The organism is Stappia sediminis, assembly GCF_009826895.1.
Classification (GTDB): domain Bacteria; phylum Pseudomonadota; class Alphaproteobacteria; order Rhizobiales; family Stappiaceae; genus Hongsoonwoonella; species Hongsoonwoonella sediminis.
Genome location: NZ_WUMV01000003.1, coordinates 456,876 through 475,197 on the forward strand (window position 1 = coordinate 456,876; position 18,322 = coordinate 475,197).

Consider the following 18,322-nt stretch of genomic DNA (forward strand, 5'->3'; position numbering starts at 1 on the left):
AAGGGCCGGTCCGGGACCGGCCCTTTTTTATTGGATGTTTCGAGGTCTGCGGATGGAATGCCGCCAATCACCCCTCGTCGCCGACGAGCGAGAAATCGCCCGTTTCCGGGGCCATCACGCGCAATTCGCCAAGGCCGATGTCGAACCACGCGCCGTGCAGCGTAAGCCGCCCCTTGTCCTCCAGGATCTTGATGCAGGGAAATGTCCTCAGGTTCTCGATGGACTGGCGGATGCCGGCGTATTCCATGGCAAGCTGGCGGTCGTCCTCGTCGCGGATTTCGAGGCAGGCGAAGGTTTCGGCGGCGGGCTCCAGAAGCGTCATCCACTTGCCGATGAAGTCGCCCGGCGACAGCGGCTCGAAATCCTTCTTCAGGAATGCGGTTACGCCGCCGCAGCGCCCGTGGCCCATGACGACGATGTTCTTCACCTTGAGCGCCTGAACGGCAAACTCAAGCGCCGCGCTCGTGCCGTGATAGTCGTTGTCCGGCTGATAGGGCGGCACGAGGTTCGCGACATTGCGCACCACGAAAAGCTCGCCCGGTCCGGCACCGAAAATGCCCTCCGGCGTGACGCGGCTGTCGCAACAGGAAATCACCATGGTTTCCGGCGTCTGGCCGTAGACCGCAAGCCGTTCGTACTCCTCGCGGTAGCGAACGAACCCCTTTTCGCGATAACGCCCGTATCCTTCGAGGAGGGCATCGGGGAAAGCCGGGGCGGCAGGCTGCACAGTCGTCATTGTCGTTCTGCCCTTTCGTAACTTTTTCTCCGCAACGAATTACCGGCAAATGGCGCCCGCGCTCAAGCCCTTCAACTCCGCCGAATGGCGGAGGGTCGGCGAGCGGGACCATCTCCATTGGTATGTGTTGCGGTGCACGGCAGGATTTTGTCTTAATCTTGCACTGCCAACGCGCACGGCGTTGCGAAGCCTCGAAGGAGCGAAGACAGTGACCAAAACCAATCAGGGCAACTTTTTCGAGGACTTTTCGATAGGCCAGGTCATTCGCCACGCTACGCCGCGCACGGTAACCGCAGGCGATGTCGCGCTCTACACCTCGCTTTACGGGTCCCGTTTCGCGGTCCAGTCGTCGGATGCCTTCGCCTATGCGGCCGGCTATTCGAAGGCGCCTGTCGACGATCTGCTCGTCTTCCACATCGTCTTCGGCAAGACGGTGCCCGATATTTCGCTCAACGCCGTCGCCAACCTCGGCTACGCGGGCGGGCGTTTTCTTTCCCCCGTCTATCCGGGCGACACGCTGTCCGCCGTATCCGAGGTGATCGGCCTGAAAGAGAACTCCAACGGAAAAACCGGCGTCGTCTATGTGCGATCCACCGGCTATCGGTCGGACGGCACGGAGGTTCTGGATTACGTGCGCTGGGTGATGGTGAGAAAGCGCGACGAGGCCTCGCCCGCGCCCGATCCGATCGTTCCCGTGCTGCCCGATGCTATCGAGGCGGATGCTCTGGGCGATGCCTGCCCGATCCTCGACAACGGCGAATGGGACTACGATCTTTCCGGCTCGCCCTGGCGCTTTTCCGATTACGAGGTGGGCGAGCGGATCGACCATGTCGATGGAATGACGGTGGAGGAAGCCGAACACCAGATCGCGACGCGGCTTTACCAGAACACCGCCAAGGTGCATTTCAACCAGCATTCGGAAGGCCAGGGCCGTTTCGGCAGGCGGCTCATCTACGGCGGGCACGTGATTTCGCTCGCCCGCGCGCTTTCCTTCAACGGACTTTCCAACGCGTTCCATATCGCGGCGATCAACGGCGGGCGGCATGTGGCGCCGCTGTTCGCGGGCGACACGGTCTATGCGTGGTCGGGCGTGCGCGAAAAAGCGGAGATCGAGGGCCGCACGGATGTCGGCGCGCTGCGCCTTCGCACCATCGCCACCAAGAACCGGCCCTGCGCCGACCATCCGCTGACCGATTACGACGGCAAATACGAGCCCGAAGTGATCCTCGACTTCGATTACTGGGTTCTCTTGCCGCGCTGAAGACCTCACTCGAAGGAATTCCTGGCCGAAGCTTGCTGCTTGCGGAAATTTGAATGCCGATACATGAAAATTAAAGGAGCGGTAAGGCGGCGGCTCTTAATCTTCCGGCAAACGGTGTAATGCTTTTTCCCAAGAGGCTTGCAGTGCAACCATCGCCGCCCGAAAACATCCAGACCGCCTTGCTGTATCAGGCCTGCAAGCCTGCCGACCCGGATGAGTTTATCAAGCATATCAACAAGGTCATCGATTTCACCGGCCTGGAATTCGAGAGCACGATACACGGCCACGGGCGGAACTTCTTTATCGTGGGCGGCGGGCTCTACATCCAGGTCGAGCAAAGCCTGAACCCGCTGGCCGCGGGCGGTTTTCACCAGACGCTGTCTTCTCCCTTCACGCGTATATCGTTTCCCGAAGCGGGCGAAGCCGTGCGCTCCCACACCTCGCATGTGCTGATAAACATCGGCAAGGGCATACCCATGCCCGCGATCACCGGCATCGATCTGCCGGACGCGGCACTTTCGAAAGGGGAGTTTTCGATCGCGCTGACGCTCGCGCAGGTGGCGACGAACTTCTTCTTCCACCGGGCAGAGCCGATGGCGGTCCATTGGGGCCAGTCCAACATTCTCCTGAGCGGGAAAGCCTATGGCGCACTCGCGCAGCAGCCGGACCCGATGCCGCTCTACATCCACCCCTCGCTCTTCTCCAGCCGCGCCGTGGTCAGGGGCCGGCAGGTGATCGGCTTCAGGACCTTTGGCGCGGCGCATTTCCTCGGCAAGGAAATCGTATTCAACGAGGCGCCGGTGCCGCTCGACTGGATGTTGTCGCGCGTGTACAGCTTCGTGGGAACGATGCGCGAAAGGGGCGAGCTTCCCCCGGCGGGGGACAGTTTCGGCCTGAGCGCGGATGAGGTCATCCGCATCTCCTACAATACGCCGTCGCCGGAGGATCCGGAGGAGTTCATCGGCCTCTCGCTCGAGCGATGCCCGGAATTCGGCATCGGCGATGTGGAGCCAAACCCTTCGCCGGTGCCGCAGTCCGCACCGCCCGCACCCCCGCAAGCCGCGCCGCAACCTCGCACAGATCCGCCCTCGGGTATGCGCCCCTCGCCGCCGGCGAGGCCCGAGCGCCGGCCCTACGGCTCGCGCACGGTGTTCGGCAAGCGAAGAGTGTGACCGGGATCAGGATTTCGCCAGCGGATGGTGGCTTTCGACGAGCGCGCGCAGCCGCTCGTCGAGCACATGCGTGTAGATTTGCGTGGTGGAAATATCCGCATGCCCGAGAAGCTGCTGGACGACGCGCAGGTCCGCCCCGTTCTGCAATAGATGCGAAGCGAAGGCATGACGCAGAACATGCGGGCTGACGCTTGCCGCCTTCAGGCCGACGCTCGCGGCGAGCGCCTTTAGGTCGCGTGCGAAGGCTTGCCGGGTGAAATGGCCGCTTTCGCCATGCGAAGGGAAAAGCCAGGGGCTTTGCGAATAGGCCCCTTCCGCGCGGCGCAGCGCCACATAGGCGCGCATGGCGTCCCGCGCCCTTTGCGAAAGCGGTACCGCGCGTTCCTTCCCGCCCTTGCCGCGCACGAGGATCAGCCTCTCGTCGCGCAGGGCCGCGCTTATCGGCAGGGCGACCAGCTCCGATACGCGAAGGCCGGTCGCGTAAAGCACTTCCAGCAGAGTGTGGAGGCGGCTTGCGCGAAGGGCCGCTCCGCGCGTGCCGTGCTCAAGCTCGGCGTTGAAGCGCGCGGCCTCGATCAGCCGGTCGACCTCTTCCACGGACAGGACCGAGGGAAGGGAGGCCCGCTTCTTCGGCGCCTTCACCTTGCGCGTCGGATCGTCGCCGCGCAGGCCTTCCGAATAGAGGAACTTGTAGAACTGGCGAAGCGCGGAAAGCCTGCGCGCCTGCGAGCTTTCGGCAAAGCCGCGATGGGCAAGGTCACGCAAATAGGCGGCGATATCCTCGCTCGACGCATCGAGCACGCCGCTTGCATGGAAGCTTGCGAAATCCTCAAGGTCGCGGGCGTAGCTCTCCAGCGTGTTGAGCGCGGCACCGCGCTCGGCGGCGAGCATTTCCAGAAAGCTTTCGATATGGACGGCGTCGCTTGCCATGGGCCGGGACGGGCCTCCGATTCGTCAGCGGATTCTACTTGAACCCCGCGCGACGAACCATCGCCTTCAGCGCCCGAAGCCTTCCTTGTGGATGCGCACGGTGATTTCGCGCGGGGAGGGCTCATATAACGTGCCGAGCGCGAAAACCGCGCCATAGCCGATGCCGGCGATGATCGAAAGCGTCAGGATGAGGCGAAAAAGGGTGGGCATCGGCCATCGGTCGGGTGGAAGCTCTAGCTTCCCCCTTTTGGTCGATCCGCCACGCGCATGCAAGAAAAAGCCTGTCGTGGTTCGAACTCACCGTGCTTATGCTTGACAGAACGCGGGCGAGACGGGCAAAGCCCCCTTTCGGGAGATACATGTCCGTAAAAGGATGTAACGCGCGAAGGGAGTAGCGCCTTTGACACCGGCCCCGGCCCTGCCGCTTGCCACGAGCGAGCGCATCGCCCGCCTGAGAGCGGCGATCGGCGAACGCGCCATCGTGCTCGTCGGCATCATGGGCTGCGGCAAGTCGAGCGTCGGGCGCAGGCTGGCCAATGCGCTGGGCGTTCCTTTCGTCGATGCCGACCACGAGATCGAGACGGCGGCGAACATGACGATCCCGGAAATCTTCGCCGAACATGGCGAGGCCTATTTCCGCGCCGGCGAGCAGCGCGTCATCGCCCGTCTCCTGAACGAGGGAACGGGCGTGCTGGCCACCGGCGGCGGCGCCTATATGAACCCCGAGACACGGGAGGCGATCGCGCGATCGGGGATCAGCGTCTGGCTGAAGGCCGAATTCGACGTGGTCATGATGCGCGTGCGCCGGCGCTCCAACCGCCCGCTCCTGCAGCAGCCCGATCCCGAAGGCGTCATGCGCCGGCTGATCGACGAGCGCTACCCCGTCTATGCGCTAGCGGACATCACCGTGAAATCGCGCGACGTGCCGCATGAAACCGTCGTCCTGGAAATCCTGGACGCCCTGGAAAACCACCTCGGCATCGCCGCTCCGGCGGACCGGGAGGAAAGCCGCCAATGACCGCACAAGTCACCGAAACTGAAGCACCCGACACCGTCCGTGTCGACCTGGGAGAGCGCTCCTACGATATCCTCATCGGCCGCGGCCTTCTTGCGGAGGCCGGCGAACGGTTGAAGGCGCTGCTTCCGGGTTCCCGCGCGGCGATCATCACGGATGAGAACCTTGCGAAAACGCACCTCGAAGCGCTTCAGGCCTCGCTTGACGAAGCCGGCGTGAAGCATGTGACCTTCAAGGTTCCCGCGGGCGAATCCACCAAGCGCTTCTCGATGTTCGAGCGCCTTTGCGACGACGTTCTCGCCGCGAAGCTGGAGCGCGGCGACGCGGTGGTCGCGCTCGGCGGCGGCGTCGTCGGCGATCTTGCCGGCTTCGTGGCGGCATCGGTACGCCGGGGCATGAATTTCATCCAGGTGCCGACGAGCCTGCTAGCCCAGGTCGACAGCTCGGTCGGCGGCAAGACGGGCATCAACTCGCGCCATGGCAAGAACCTGATCGGCGCCTTCCACCAGCCGCGCCTCGTCCTTGCCGATACCGCGCTTCTCGACACGCTGTCGCCACGCGAGTTCCGCGCCGGCTATGCCGAAGTTGCGAAATACGGGTTGATCGACGACGCGGACTTCTTCGCCTGGCTTGAGGAAAACCACGAGGGCATCTTCTCCGGCGGGGCGGAGCGCGAACATGCCGTCGCAACATCCTGCCGGGCGAAGGCGCGTATCGTTGCCGAAGACGAGTTCGAGACGGGCGCACGCGCGCTTTTGAACCTCGGCCACACCTTCGGCCACGCGCTGGAAGCGGCGGTAGACTACAACGGCGAACGTCTCGTCCACGGCGAGGGTGTCGCGATCGGCATGCGCCTTGCGCATGATTTTTCCGTTTCGCTCGGCCTTTGCGCCGAAGATGACGCGCGCCGCGTGGAGGCGCACCTTCAAAAAGTGGGCCTGCCCACCCATATGAGCGATATTCCCGGTCAGTTACCGCCCACCGAGACCCTTCTGGACATCATCGCCCAGGACAAGAAGGTGACGAAAGGCGCGCTTACCTTCATTCTGACGCGCGGCATCGGCCGATCCTTCGTGGAGCGCAACGTGGAGCGCGAAAGCGTGCTGGCGTTCCTCGAAAAGGAAATGAACTGACCCGAACCGAGACCCACAGGGCCTGACATGAGCGATACCCAACTCTGGATTTCAACGCTGGCGATCCTGGTGCTGCTCGTGCTTTCCGGCTTTTTCTCGGGCTCGGAAACGGCGCTTACGGCGGCATCGCGCGCGCGCATGCACCAGCTTGAGAAATCGGGCGACAAGCGCGCCGGGGTTGTGGCGAGGCTGATTGCCGCCCGCGAACGGCTGATCGGCGCGCTGCTTCTGGGCAACAACCTGGTCAACATCCTCGCCTCCGCGCTTGCCACGAACGTGCTTCTGTCGCTCTTCGGCGATGCCGGCGTCGTCTACGCCACGCTGGTGATGACCTTCCTCGTGCTGATCTTCTCCGAAGTCCTGCCGAAGACCTGGGCGATTTCCCGCCCCGACCGTTTCGCGCTTGCCGTCTCGCCCATCGTAAGTCCGGTCGTCAGCACCTTCGGCCCCATCGTCGCGGGCGTGGAGAAGATCGTGCGTTTCATCCTGCGCCTCTTCGGCGTCAATGTGGAGGAAGGCCAGGCGGTGCTTTCCGCGCATGAGGAACTGCGCGGCACGGTCGACCTGCAGCACAAGGAAGGCGGGCTCGTGAAGGACGAGCGCGACCGGATCGGCGGGCTTCTCGACCTCGCCGAGCTGGAGGTTTCCGACATCATGGTCCACCGCACCAACGTCATGGCGCTCAACGCCGACGACGCACCGGACAAGATCGTCGAGGAGGCGCTGAAAAGCCCCTATACGCGCCTGCCGCTCTGGCGCGGGGAAAGCGACAATTTCATCGGCATCCTGCACGCGAAGGACCTTTTGCGCGCGCTGGCGCGGGCGAACGGCAACGCGGACGACCTGAAAATCGAGGACATCGCCAGCCCGCCCTGGTTCGTGCCCGACACGACGAGCCTTCAGGACCAGCTCAACGCCTTCTTGAAGCGCAAGGCGCATTTCGCCCTCGTCATCGACGAATACGGCGAGGTGATGGGCCTCGTGACGCTTGAGGACATTCTGGAGGAGATCGTCGGCGAGATTTCGGACGAGCACGACGTGGAGCTTCCGGGCGTGCGCCCCCAGCCCGACGGCTCGGTCATCGTCGACGGGTCGGTGGCGATCCGCGACCTCAACCGCGCGACCGACTGGGACCTGCCGGACGAGGAGGCGACGACGATCGCCGGGCTCGTCATCCACGAAGCGCGCATGATCCCGGACGAGCGGCAGGTCTTCACCTTCTACGGCTTCCGCATCACGGTGCTTCGGCGCGAAAAGAACCGCATCACCCGCCTCAGGATCATGCCGCTTGCCGAAAACGACCGCGTCTTCGGCGTCAAGAGCGCCGTCATCCCGTCCGCCAATGCGGGGCGGGGGTGAGCGTTTCAAGCCCTCCGGGTTGAATGAGGGAGTGAAAGCGGCCATATCCGATCTTGACGCCAATCAAGGCGATTGGTCGCGGAACGTTGCATTGAAAGCGCGACGGACGCGGATTAGAACGGTTCCATGGCTCTTATCGATCTCGCCAACCCCACACGGTTCATGACGCTCGCAGGCCGCATCCTGCCGTGGCTGGTAGCGCTCACCATCGCGTGTTTCGCGGTTGGCCTGTACATGGCCTTTTTCGTCGCGCCCGACGACTACCAGCAGGGCGCGACGGTGAAGATCATGTTCATCCACGTTCCCGCCGCGTGGCTTGCCATGTTTGCTTACGCCACCATGACGCTCTCGGCGCTCGGCACGCTGGTGTGGAAGCATCCGCTGGCCGACGTCTCCGCCAAGGCGGCGGCGCCCATCGGTGCCGCGTTCACCTTCATCGCGTTGCTGACGGGCTCGCTCTGGGGCAAGCCGATGTGGGGCACCTACTGGGTGTGGGACGCGCGGCTGACCTCGGTGCTGGTACTTTTCATCATGTACCTCGGCCTGATCGCGCTGTGGCGGACGATCGAGGACCCGATCCGCGCGGGAAAAGCGGCGGCGATCCTGACGCTGGTGGGTGCGGTGAACCTGCCGATCATCAAGTTTTCCGTCGACTGGTGGAACACGCTTCACCAGCCGGCAAGCGTCATCCGCCTCGACGGGCCGACGATCCACCCCACGATCCTCTGGCCGCTTCTGGTCATGGCGCTTGCCTTTACGCTGTTCTTCCTGGTGGTGCACATCATGGCGATGCGCAACGAGATCCTGCGCCGGCGCGTGCGCACCCTGCAAATGCGCGCAGCGCAGGTCCAGCCGGCGGCGGCCACCGCGCAAGCTGCGGAGTGAGACGAACGATGCTGCTGGATCTCGGACCTCACAGCACCTTCATCGTCGCGTCCTATGCGATCACGGTCCTTGTCGCACTCGCGCTGATCGTGTGGATCCGCATCGATTTCACGCGGCAGAAGCGCGCGCTCGGCGAACTTGAAAGGCGCGGCGTTTCGCGCCGCTCCGCCGAAGACGGAGTGAAGAGTCGAAAATGAGCGCTGACAACACAACCGGCGAAAGCGCGCGCAAGCGCCGCCTGCCCGTCGTGGCTCTCCTGCCGCTTGTCGTTTTCGCGGCGCTGGCAGGCCTCTTCCTCGTCCAGCTTCTGGACGGCGGCGACACGAGCGAGGTGCCTTCCGCGCTGATCGGCAAGCCAGCGCCGGAGTTCTCGCTCGCGCCCGTTCCGGAGCTGGAACGCGCCGGCGAACAGGTGGCAGGCCTTTCGCGCGCGGACCTGCTCGGGCACGTCAGCGTGGTGAATGTCTTCGCCTCATGGTGCGTGCCGTGCCGGCAGGAACATCCGCTGCTGGAGCGGCTGTCGCAGGATGATCGGGTGCAGGTGGTCGGCATCAACTACAAGGACAAGCCGGAGAACGCGCGCCGCTTCCTCGGCAGCCTCGGCAACCCCTATGCCCTCATCGGCGCCGACGAGGCCGGGCGCGCCACGATCGACTGGGGCGTCTACGGCGTGCCGGAGACCTTTATCGTCGATGCGGGCGGTACCATCCGCTTCAAGTTCATCGGCCCGCTCTCGGAAGAAACCTACGCGAGCACCTTTCTGCCGGAACTCGAAAAAGTGATCGCCTCGCCCGCGGGCACGTCAGCCGGTTCCTGATTGCCCGAAACCTCAGGAAAACCGTTGTTTTAATGTTGCCTTGAGCGACAGCCGGCGGGATTCGCGGTAAACTGCCGTCATCGTCTCACCGGCTCGTGACTCGTCTCGGCTGCCCTGCTTGCATATCCTTTATTCAACCGAGCGAACCAAGATCGTAAGCAGGACTTTCGATGGGAATATTCAACGCTTCCGCCCGGTTAGGGGCGGCAATATTGAGTTTGGCAATGATTTTCAGCGTACCGGCAAGCGCCGGCGAAACGGCAGTGCTTGAGTTGTTCACAAGTCAAGGGTGTTCATCTTGCCCGCCGGCGGACAAGCTCCTTGAGAAGGTTGCCGATCAACCGGGAATCGTGGCGCTTTCCTTCCCGGTGGATTACTGGGACTACCTGGGGTGGCGGGACACACTGGCCTCCCCCGCCTACAGCGCACGCCAGCGCGGCTATGCGGAGCGGCGTGGCGACCGTTCGGTCTATACACCGCAGATCGTCGTGAACGGCGGCCCGCATATGGTCGGCTCCGACGCGCGGGCCATCGCGGCCCATCTTCGCGCCGCTTCCGCCATGCCTTGCGACGTGGATGTAAAGGCCGCGGGCGAACTGATCGAGATCGAGATCGACGGCGACCTGCCGGAGGGCACCAAATCCGCGACCGTCTTCTTCCTCTTCGTCGACAGCAGCGAGACCGTGCAGATCGGCAGGGGCGAGAACACGGGCCGAACCATCACCTATACGAATATCGTGCGGGACATGCGCGCCGTCGGTATGTGGAAAGGCGGAAAGGCGAGTTTCAGCCTGCCGGCCAGCGAACTCGAGCGCATGAAGACGGACCGGTTCGCGGCCCTTGTCCAGATCGAGGAGCGGGGCAGGCCGGGCCCGATTCTGGGTGCCGCGATCCACTGAGGCTGCCGCAAGGCAACGTGATCCGGACCTTGAAGCGCCGCAATCAGACCGGCGGAATCAGACGGTTCCGCCGGTTTTTCCATGGATTGCCGCCCGATTGAGCACATCCCTACCTTGCGTGAGCGGAAAAAGATGATAGGCCATTGCCAGTTTTCACTGGCGATGCGCCGAATTTCCGTTTCGCGGAGCTCGGCCCTGCCCGGCAAAGAGTGTGGCGTCGATGGAAGTTCGTCTGCGCATCGCCTTCGGCAGCGTCGTCGTCGGCATCGTCGTTCTGGCGCTGAAATATGTGGCCTATCATTTGACGGGCTCGGTGGCGCTTTATTCCGACGCGCTTGAATCGGTCGTCAACGTCGCCTCCGCCATCGCAGCACTGGGCGCCGTCTGGTACGCATCGAAACCCGCAGACAGCAACCACCCATATGGCCACCACAAGGTGGAATATTTCGCCGCCGTCTTCGTCGGCGTGATGATCGTGCTTGCCGCCCTTTCGATCGCCCGCGAGGCATGGTTCGCCTTCAACGCGCAAAAGCCGGTCGATTTCACCATCGAAGCGCTCGCCGTCAACGGCGGGGCGAGCCTGATCAACGCGGCCTGGGCCTATGTGCTGATCCGCCATGGCCGAAAGGCGCGCTCGCTGGCGCTGGTGGCGGACGGCAAGCACCTCGTCACCGACGTGGTGTCATCCCTTGGCGTCCTTGCAGGCGTGGCGCTGGTGTTCCTGACGGGGTGGCTCACGCTCGATCCGCTGCTAGGTGCGCTCGTGGCGCTCAACATCCTCTGGTCGGGGTGGCAGCTCGTAAAGGAATCGATCGGCGGGCTGATGGACGAAGCGGCCTCGCAGGAGGTTCAGGACAAGATCCGCGATATCATTTCCGCGGCGGGCGAAGGCGCGCTGGAAGCGCATGACCTCAGGACGAGGCCCGCGGGGCGGGTGACCTTCATCGACTTTCACCTCGTGGTGCCGGCGGAGATGACGGTCGTCGATGCGCATGACATCTGCGACCGGATCGAGGCGGCGATCGGCGAGGAAGTGGCCGGTGCGAAAACGACGATCCATGTGGAGCCGGAACAGAAGGCCAAGCACTCCGGCATCGTTGTTCTCTAGCGGTTGCCCAAAAGAAAAGGCCCGGGACGGATTCGTTCCGGGCCAAGTTCGAGGGCGGCTGCACCCTCAGGGAGAACATTTAAAGCCGCTTCAGCGACCGATATCATGCTCGGGCGAGGCGCCGATCTTGTGGATGGAAAGGTCCGCGCCGCGCCGCTCTTCTTCGGGCGACAGGCGTATGCCCTGGATTGCCTTCAGCACGCCGTAGACGAGATATCCGGCGGCGAAGGCGAAGACGACGCCGGCGAACGTGCCGATGACCTGCGAGGCGAAGCTGACGCCGCCGATGCCGCCCATCGTCTCCAGCCCGAAGACGCCGGCCGCGATGCCGCCCCAGGCGCCGCAGATGCCATGCAGCGGCCAGACGCCGAGCACATCGTCCACTTTCAGCTTGAGTTGGCACCACTCGAAGCCCTTGACGAAGATCGCGCCCGCGACGCCGCCGACGAGAAGGCTGCCGAGCGGGTGCATGACGTCCGAGCCCGCGCAAACCGCGACAAGCCCGGCGAGCGCGCCGTTGTGGACGAAGCCGGGATCGTTGCGCCCGACGACAAGCGCGACCAGAATGCCGCCGACCATGGCCATGAGCGAATTGAGCGCGACGAGGCCGGAGATGGCCTCCAGCGAGCCGGCCGTCATCACGTTGAAGCCGAACCAGCCGACGCACAGGAGCCAGGAGCCGAGCGCAAGCCAGGGCAGCGAGGACGGAGGGATGCCGATAGCCCTGCCATCCGCCGTGTAGCGGCCGAGGCGCGCGCCCAGATGAAGCACCGCGCCAAGGGCAATCCAGCCGCCGACCGCATGGACGACGACGGAGCCCGCGAAGTCATGGAACGGTGCGCCGAAAGCGGCCTCCAGCCAGCCCTGGAAGCCGAAATTGCCGTTCCAGACGATGCCTTCGAAGAAGGGATAGGCAAGGCCTACGAGAGCGAGTGTCGCCAGGCACTGGGGCACGAACTTCATGCGTTCCGCAATACCACCCGAGACGATTGCCGGAATCGCGGCGGCGAAGGTGGTGAGAAAAAAGAACTTCACGAGCGTCAGGCCCTGAAGCTCGAAACCGCCGCCGTTCTCACCCGAAAGCGTGGCCGCGCTTGCAAGGAAGGTCGTGCCATAGGCGATCGTGTAGCCGATGATGAAATAGGCGAGCGTGGACAGCGCGAAATCGACGAGGATCTTTACGAGCGCGTTCACCTGATTCTTGTGCCTGACCGAGCCAACCTCCAGAAACGCGAAGCCGCCGTGCATGGCAAAGACCAGTATCGCGCCCAAAAGCACGAAAAAGACGTTTGCACCCTCGTTCATAAAACAATGCCCCCTGCCGTTTCGCCGTTTGCCGGCATTTCGGGCAGATACGAATTCAAGAGGCATGCCATTTGGGCAAGGTGCCGTTTCCGTCGGCAAACGCAGCGTCAGTTCGTATCGATTTGCGGCGAAGGATCGCATTTGCCAAAAAACGAGGCACATTCGCTAGGCAAACTGGCGAATACGCAGGCAAACGTGAAAAAGGCCCCGGCGCATGGCCGGGGCCGAAGGTAGCGCTTTCCGGATCGGGAAAGCGCGACGGGTAGAGATGTTGCGGTGTCAGACGCGCTGGCTGCCGACGCCGAACTCCGGATAGGCTTCCACGCCGATTTCCGCCTTGTCGAGGCCGAGCGCCTCTTCCTCTACGGAAACGCGGATGCCGATGGTGGCCTTGAGGATGAGCCAGATCACCAGGCTCGCGACAAAGGCGAAGACGCCGTAGGAGACGATGCCGACGATCTGCGTGCCGAAGCTGGTGCCGTCGTTGGTGAGCGGCACGGCCAGCGTGCCCCAGATGCCGGCGACAAGGTGGACCGGAATGGCGCCGACCACATCGTCGATCTTCAGCTTGTCGAGCAGCGGCACGACGATGACGACGATGATGCCGCCGATGCCGCCGATGACGACCGCCATGAAGATGCTGGGCATCAGCGGCTCCGCCGTGATGGACACGAGGCCGGCCAGAGCGCCGTTGAGCGCCATGGTGATGTCGACCTTCTTGTACATGATCTGCGTCGCGACGATGGCGACCACAACGCCGGCTGCTGCGGCAGCGTTCGTGTTCACGAAGATGCGGGCGACTGACGAAGCGTCCGCCATGGTGCCCATGGCAAGCTGCGAGCCGCCGTTGAAGCCGAACCAGCCGAGCCACAGGACGAAGGTGCCGAGCGTGGCGAGCGGCATCGACGAGCCTGGAAGGGCATGGACCTGACCGTCCGCACCGAACTTGCCTTTACGCGCGCCAAGCACGAGGACGCCGGCGAGAGCGGCCCAGCCGCCGACCGAGTGCACGAGCGTGGAGCCCGCGAAATCGGAAAAGCCCATCTCGGAGAGCCAGCCCGCGCCCCACTGCCAGGAACCGGCGATCGGATAGATGAAGCCGGTGAGAATGACCGTGAAGATCAGGAACGGCCAAAGCTTGATGCGCTCGGCCAAGGTGCCCGAGACGATGGATGCCGTGGTCGCGCAGAAGACGAGCTGGAAGAAGAAGTCGGAAGCCGCCGCATAGTCGCCCGGATCGGCGTCGGGAGCGGGGATCGCCTTCGGCGTGAACGAGCCGATGAAGCCGCCGTCGACACCGTCGTACATGAGGTTGTAGCCGAAGATCCAGAACATCAGCGAGGCGATGGAATAAAGGGCGATGTTCTTCAGGCACTGCATCGACACGTTCTTGGAGCGGACAAGGCCGGCCTCGAGCATGGCGAAGCCCGCCGCCATGAACATGACGAGGAAGCCGCCGATCAAAAACAGGAGCGTGTTGAAGATATAGGCCGTGTCGGCGGCCGCTGCGAATTCGACCGCAGCGGTTTCGGCAGCGGCAGCGGTGGTGTCCTGGGCGAGCGCCGGGTCGAGGCCGACGAGCACGCCACCGACCGCTGCGGCTGTAAGGAGGGTGAGGTTCTTCATGGGAGTTTCCTTCGGTAGTCGTGCGGTCAAAGCGCTTCGGCGTCGGATTCGCCGGTGCGGATACGCAGTGCCTGGTCGATCTGGAAAACGAAGATCTTGCCGTCGCCGATCTGGCCTGTCTTGGCGGCGGAGGCGATCGCCTCCACGACCTTGTCGACGGCCTCGGACGGAACGGCGACCTCTATCTTGAGCTTCGGCAGGAAGCTCACCGCGTATTCGGTGCCGCGATAAATCTCGGTATGTCCTTTCTGGCGCCCGTAGCCCTTCACCTCGGTGACGGTGATGCCCTGGACGCCGATGCTCGTGAGGGCATCGCGCACCTCGTCGAGCTTGAACGGCTTGATGATAGCCATCACAATTTTCATGCTCGCTTCCCGATCCTTTTCTTAACTTTCTCCGCCGGCGCCTCTTGCGGACCGGCTTTGTTCAACCCGGCCGCCGGAAGCGGCGGGAAAGGCCGATGCCCATGCGTTATTTCAAGGACCGTGCCAACTCGGCAAATGTGGGCGAAATCAGAGGCGTTACGGGATTTCTCAGCGCGATTCGGCGTGGATTCTCAAGGCGCTATACTGCAGCGCAATATTCCCGGCGGGGGGAGTATGGCTGGGAGGCTTCGACTTGCTTGATTGCCTAAATTTTGAGCAAATTAAAATTGCAGATATGATTAAACAATATGCAAATCATACGTAAATGCATGTTTACGTAGCGGCCAATCTCGGGAAGATCGGCAGAGAGCCATTCAAGCGGGAAAATGCCGGGAGACACGGATGCAGGAACTTCTCGGCCATCTTTTCAACGTGATCGGTCCGGTGTTCCTTTGCGCGGCATGCGGCTTTGCCCTTGTGAAGGCGAAGATGCCTTTCGACACCTCGAGCGCTTTCCACGAAAGCGAAGGCGCTTTCGTGATAAGAAATCGCTCCAGGATCAATATGTTGGAGCATATTCTCGTCGTCAAAACAGCTATGTTTTGACGGAATATGCTCTAGGTGGTCACATCCGTGGTCACGACGATTGCGGTTCCGGCGCTGCTGATATCGCATTTGTCCGAGCAGCATGTTTCCTTCGAAAAGCTCGCGGCATTCACCGGCCTTGCCGCGCTGGCGATCGGCACGGTCGGGGTTCTGGCTGCGATCGTGCTTCGCCTTATGGGCTTGTCCGTGCGCACCTATACCGGCGCAATGATGCTTGCCAATGTCGGAAATGTCGGCCTGCCGGTCTGCTCGCTCGCCTTCGGCGAAGAAGGGCTCTCCTATGCCATGGGCTTTTACATCGTCGTGGTCATCGGTGTTTTCACGGTAGGCGAATGGATACCCCAGGGCACGATGAGCCTTTCCCGCCTCGCCAGCTCGCCGATGTTCTATTCGGTCGTCATCGGGGTCGGCCTGATGGCGTTCGACCTGAAGCTGCCCGCAATCCTGAGCGACACCTTGTCGATCCTGGGAGGAGCGGCGATCCCGCTGATGCTGATCACGCTCGGCGTCACCATCGCCTCGCTGACGCTTGAAAACGTGCGGCGCGGAGCGGTTCTTTCGCTCCTGCATCTGGCACTTGCCGGCGGCGTCGCGGCAACGGTTGTCGCGCTTGCGGGCCTGACCGGCACGGCGCGGGCGATCTTCATCCTGCAAAGCCTGATGCCGTGCTCCGTCTTTTCCTACCTCATGGCGATGAAGCACATGCCGGAAAACGGGCCGGACGTGGCGAGCCTCGTGCTTGTCTCCACGTTGCTCACGATCGTCGTGCTGCCGCTCGCCCTGACCTACTGGATATGACCTGCAACCCCGGTTAGCCGGAGAAACCGCCGTCCGCGAGATAGGCGGCCTCGGCCTCGGTCGTCTTGCGGCCAAGAACCTCGTTGCGGTGAGGGAAGCGGCCGAAGCGGCGGATTACGTCAAGGTGGATGAGCGCGTAGAGCTGTTCGTTTTCCCTGCCGTTGCGGCGGAAAAGATCGACCGAACGCTCTTGCGCGGCAATATCCTCCGTATGCTCGAACGGCAGGTAGAAGAAGGTGCGGGCTTCCTTGGGAAATGCCAGGTCGAAGCCTTCGTCCACGGCGCGCGTCGCAACCTCCAGCGCTTTCGCATCGCCCGAAAAGGCGCGCGGCGAGCCGCGGAAGATGTTGCGCGGGAACTGGTCGAGCAGGATGATGAGCGCCAGAGCCGAATGCGGCGCATTCGCCCAATCGTCGAGATCGCCGTTCAGGCCGGCCTCAACCGCACTGGAAAAACGCGTCCGGATCTCCTTGTCGAAAGCGTCGTTCCTTGCGAACCATTTGGACGGACCGGCCCGCCACCAGAAATCCAGAACTTCGAAAGGCGAGGGAAGGCTCATGCTCATCGGGCCGACTCTGATCTTATTAAGGTCTTTTCGAATATGGCGATTCCGAACTATATAGCAGCATACTTTCCGCCATGGGGCCGATGTTGAGCGAAAACGATCTTCACCTCGATTTGAAAGGGCTGAAATGCCCGCTGCCGGTGCTCAAGGCACGCAAGGCCATGTCGCGGCTCTCAACCGGGGCTCGGGTCTCGATCGAGGCGACCGACCCGCTGGCGACCATCGACATTCCCCACTTCTGCAAGGAGGCAGGCCACCGGCTTCTCTCCCAGGAAGTGGACGGCGAATTGTCGCGCTTCGTGATCGAAAAAGGCTGATCGGTCAGCTATTCGCCCGCGAGCCTGTCGATGGCCCTTGCGAGTTTCACATCGAGTTCCGTAAGTCCGCCTGCGTCGTGGGTCGAAAGCGTGACGACGACCGTCCTGTAGACATTCGACCATTCGGGATGGTGGTTCATCTTTTCGGCCCTCAAGGCGACCTTCGTCATGAAGCCGAAAGCCTCGACGAAGTTCTTGAATTCGAAGGTCCTTGTGATGGCGTCCCGCCCCTCGACGGGCGACCAGCCCTTGAGGGTATCGAGCGCTTCGGCGCGGGTATTCCGGTCCAGCAATTCGGCCATTCGCTTTCTCCCGTTGCGTCGTTACGCCCCTTTCCCCACATGAGCTTGATTGGATATCCTACTCCAACAGCGGGCAAGAGAAGGTCGATCATCCAATGTACTCCGTCCTGTTCGTCTGCCTTGGCAACATCTGCCGCTCGCCGCTGGCGGAAGGAATTTTCCGCCACGAGGCGCAAGCAGCCGGACTGGAGCGCGATGTCGCGGCCGATTCCGCCGGTACGGGCGCGTGGCACATCGGCAAGGCGCCCGACCCGCGCTCGATCGGTATCGCGCACCGGCACGGGATCGATATTACGGGACTGAGGGCACGGCAGGTAAGCGCCGAGGATTTCTCCCGTTTCGATCTTATCCTCGCGATGGACGGCTCCAACCTTGCCGCGCTCGAACGCCTGCGGCCCGCAAACGGGAGCGCCGAGCTTCGCCGGTTTCTCGCGGTGGACGTGCCCGACCCCTATTATGGCGGGGATGACGGTTTCACGGATGTCTACCGGATGGTCCGGGGCGGCTCGCTTGCGCTGATCGATGAAATTCGCGCACGAAACGGAACCGTGGCGGGGTAGAAACTGTTGGGCTTTGAGCCTGGCACCGAAAACAAGGAGGACATGACATGAGCGGAGTGCGTATCGACCACGACGCGTGGGTGCTCGTCGGCGACGGCGAGAAGGCGCTTGTCTTCCGCAACGAGGGCGATGCCGACTACCCGAACCTGCAGGTGGTGCAGATCCTCGAACATGAAAACCCCGCGACGCGCGAACAGGGGACGGATGCGCCGGGGCGCCTGAGCGACGGGCCGACGAGCCAACACAAGAGTGCCGTCGAGGTCACCGACTGGCACAAGCTTGAAAAGCACCGCTTCGCCAAGGAAATCGCCGATGCGCTCTACAAGGCGGCGCACAAGGGGCGGTATTCCAAGCTGGTGGTGGCGGCTCCGCCCATGACGCTGGGCGATCTGCGCAAATCGTTCCACAAGGAGGTATTGAGCCGCATCGTAGCTGAAGTGGACAAGACGCTGACCGGCCATCCGCCGTCGAAGATCGAGCAGATACTCTCGACGAAGGATTGACGGCGGAAATCGTTCCGGGAGATGGAGACCGGAGCTGCGCCATGGCCCTTCATGCCGCGG

General features: G+C 62.9%; 23 protein-coding genes. 15 read left to right on the forward strand and 8 right to left on the reverse strand.

The annotated features are described in order from the left end of the window. Nucleotides 1–67 precede the first annotated feature (67 nt). Nucleotides 68–736: a carbonic anhydrase gene (locus GR183_RS09010; RefSeq protein WP_160775268.1), complete on the reverse strand. Its 669-nt coding sequence runs from the start codon at nt 734–736 to the stop codon at nt 68–70. Nucleotides 737–944: 208 nt separating this feature from the next. On the opposite strand from GR183_RS09010, the gene GR183_RS09015 reads away from it, so the two are divergent. Together GR183_RS09015 and GR183_RS09020 are read left to right on the forward strand one after the other, a co-directional pair. Next, a complete protein-coding gene (locus GR183_RS09015) occupies nt 945–1,997 on the forward strand; it encodes a MaoC family dehydratase (protein ID WP_160775269.1) in 1,053 nt (350 codons plus the stop codon). A gap of 119 nt (nt 1,998–2,116) precedes the next feature. Beyond that, nucleotides 2,117–3,169, forward strand: a complete 1,053-nt coding sequence (locus tag GR183_RS09020) for a hypothetical protein (RefSeq protein ID WP_160775270.1) — start codon at nt 2,117–2,119, stop codon at nt 3,167–3,169. A gap of 6 nt (nt 3,170–3,175) precedes the next feature. On the opposite strand, the gene xerD is transcribed toward GR183_RS09020, so the two are convergent. Together xerD and GR183_RS21660 are read right to left on the reverse strand one after the other, a co-directional pair. Next, a complete protein-coding gene (gene xerD, locus GR183_RS09025; protein WP_160775271.1) occupies nt 3,176–4,099 on the reverse strand; it encodes a site-specific tyrosine recombinase XerD in 924 nt (307 codons plus the stop codon). A gap of 66 nt (nt 4,100–4,165) precedes the next feature. Next, nucleotides 4,166–4,309: a hypothetical protein gene (locus GR183_RS21660; protein WP_202395934.1), complete on the reverse strand. Its 144-nt coding sequence runs from the start codon at nt 4,307–4,309 to the stop codon at nt 4,166–4,168. A 190-nt stretch (nt 4,310–4,499) separates the two neighbouring features. Here GR183_RS21660 and GR183_RS09030 point away from each other — a divergent pair, with 190 nt between their 5' ends. From GR183_RS09030 to GR183_RS09065, 8 genes are all read left to right on the forward strand, one after another. Next, nucleotides 4,500–5,117 carry a shikimate kinase gene (locus tag GR183_RS09030; protein ID WP_160775272.1) on the forward strand — a complete coding sequence of 206 codons (618 nt, stop codon included), beginning with the start codon at nt 4,500–4,502 and terminating at the stop codon, nt 5,115–5,117. Continuing rightward, entirely contained in the window at nt 5,114–6,247 is a 1,134-nt protein-coding gene (aroB, locus tag GR183_RS09035; RefSeq protein ID WP_160775273.1) for a 3-dehydroquinate synthase, read from the forward strand. The genes GR183_RS09030 and aroB overlap by 4 nt, the downstream gene beginning before the upstream one ends. Before the next feature lie 27 nt (nt 6,248–6,274). Beyond that, complete coding sequence (locus GR183_RS09040; protein WP_160775274.1) at nt 6,275–7,606, forward strand: HlyC/CorC family transporter; 1,332 nt, start codon at nt 6,275–6,277, stop codon at nt 7,604–7,606. A gap of 126 nt (nt 7,607–7,732) precedes the next feature. Continuing rightward, on the forward strand, nt 7,733–8,491 hold the full coding sequence (locus GR183_RS09045) for a heme ABC transporter permease (RefSeq protein WP_160775275.1): 759 nt from the start codon (nt 7,733–7,735) through the stop codon (nt 8,489–8,491). 8 nt (nt 8,492–8,499) lie between these two features. After that, entirely contained in the window at nt 8,500–8,688 is a 189-nt protein-coding gene (gene ccmD / locus GR183_RS09050) for a heme exporter protein CcmD (protein WP_160775276.1), read from the forward strand. Next, the gene (locus GR183_RS09055; RefSeq protein WP_160775277.1) at nt 8,685–9,308 is read left to right on the forward strand and encodes a DsbE family thiol:disulfide interchange protein; all 624 of its coding nucleotides are present in this window, start codon (nt 8,685–8,687) and stop codon (nt 9,306–9,308) included. The genes ccmD and GR183_RS09055 overlap by 4 nt, the downstream gene beginning before the upstream one ends. A 224-nt stretch (nt 9,309–9,532) precedes the next feature. After that, a complete protein-coding gene (locus tag GR183_RS09060; protein WP_244313656.1) occupies nt 9,533–10,207 on the forward strand; it encodes a DUF1223 domain-containing protein in 675 nt (224 codons plus the stop codon). A 220-nt stretch (nt 10,208–10,427) separates the two neighbouring features. Continuing rightward, a complete protein-coding gene (locus GR183_RS09065) occupies nt 10,428–11,315 on the forward strand; it encodes a cation diffusion facilitator family transporter (protein WP_160775279.1) in 888 nt (295 codons plus the stop codon). Between the two features lie 90 nt (nt 11,316–11,405). Here GR183_RS09065 and GR183_RS09070 read toward each other — a convergent pair whose 3' ends face one another. The 3 genes from GR183_RS09070 to GR183_RS09080 form a co-directional block, all read right to left on the reverse strand. Then, nucleotides 11,406–12,620 (reverse strand): ammonium transporter, encoded by a 1,215-nt coding sequence (locus GR183_RS09070; protein ID WP_160775280.1) that lies wholly within the window; start codon nt 12,618–12,620, stop codon nt 11,406–11,408. Nucleotides 12,621–12,899: 279 nt separating this feature from the next. After that, a complete protein-coding gene (amtB, locus tag GR183_RS09075) occupies nt 12,900–14,246 on the reverse strand; it encodes an ammonium transporter AmtB (protein ID WP_160775281.1) in 1,347 nt (448 codons plus the stop codon). 26 nt (nt 14,247–14,272) lie between these two features. Next, nucleotides 14,273–14,611, reverse strand: a complete 339-nt coding sequence (locus GR183_RS09080) for a P-II family nitrogen regulator (protein ID WP_160775282.1) — start codon at nt 14,609–14,611, stop codon at nt 14,273–14,275. Between the two features lie 402 nt (nt 14,612–15,013). On the opposite strand from GR183_RS09080, the gene GR183_RS09085 reads away from it, so the two are divergent. Beyond that, nucleotides 15,014–15,217, forward strand: coding sequence for a hypothetical protein (locus GR183_RS09085; protein WP_160775283.1), 204 nt, complete (start codon nt 15,014–15,016; stop codon nt 15,215–15,217). A gap of 15 nt (nt 15,218–15,232) precedes the next feature. Further along, complete coding sequence (locus GR183_RS22255) at nt 15,233–16,015, forward strand: AEC family transporter (RefSeq protein WP_160775284.1); 783 nt, start codon at nt 15,233–15,235, stop codon at nt 16,013–16,015. 13 nt (nt 16,016–16,028) lie between these two features. Here GR183_RS22255 and GR183_RS09095 read toward each other — a convergent pair whose 3' ends face one another. Continuing rightward, a complete protein-coding gene (locus GR183_RS09095; protein WP_160775285.1) occupies nt 16,029–16,580 on the reverse strand; it encodes a DUF924 family protein in 552 nt (183 codons plus the stop codon). An 83-nt stretch (nt 16,581–16,663) separates the two neighbouring features. Between GR183_RS09095 and GR183_RS09100 the strand changes: the two genes are divergently transcribed. After that, nucleotides 16,664–16,897: a sulfurtransferase TusA family protein gene (locus GR183_RS09100; RefSeq protein ID WP_160775286.1), complete on the forward strand. Its 234-nt coding sequence runs from the start codon at nt 16,664–16,666 to the stop codon at nt 16,895–16,897. Nucleotides 16,898–16,905: 8 nt separating this feature from the next. On the opposite strand, the gene GR183_RS09105 is transcribed toward GR183_RS09100, so the two are convergent. Beyond that, the gene (locus tag GR183_RS09105; RefSeq protein WP_160775287.1) at nt 16,906–17,199 is read right to left on the reverse strand and encodes a 4a-hydroxytetrahydrobiopterin dehydratase; all 294 of its coding nucleotides are present in this window, start codon (nt 17,197–17,199) and stop codon (nt 16,906–16,908) included. A 95-nt stretch (nt 17,200–17,294) separates the two neighbouring features. Here GR183_RS09105 and GR183_RS09110 point away from each other — a divergent pair, with 95 nt between their 5' ends. After that, a complete protein-coding gene (locus GR183_RS09110) occupies nt 17,295–17,759 on the forward strand; it encodes a low molecular weight protein-tyrosine-phosphatase (protein ID WP_160775288.1) in 465 nt (154 codons plus the stop codon). 47 nt (nt 17,760–17,806) lie between these two features. Further along, on the forward strand, nt 17,807–18,262 hold the full coding sequence (locus GR183_RS09115) for a baeRF12 domain-containing protein (protein WP_160775289.1): 456 nt from the start codon (nt 17,807–17,809) through the stop codon (nt 18,260–18,262). The last annotated feature ends 60 nt before the right edge of the window (nt 18,263–18,322 follow it).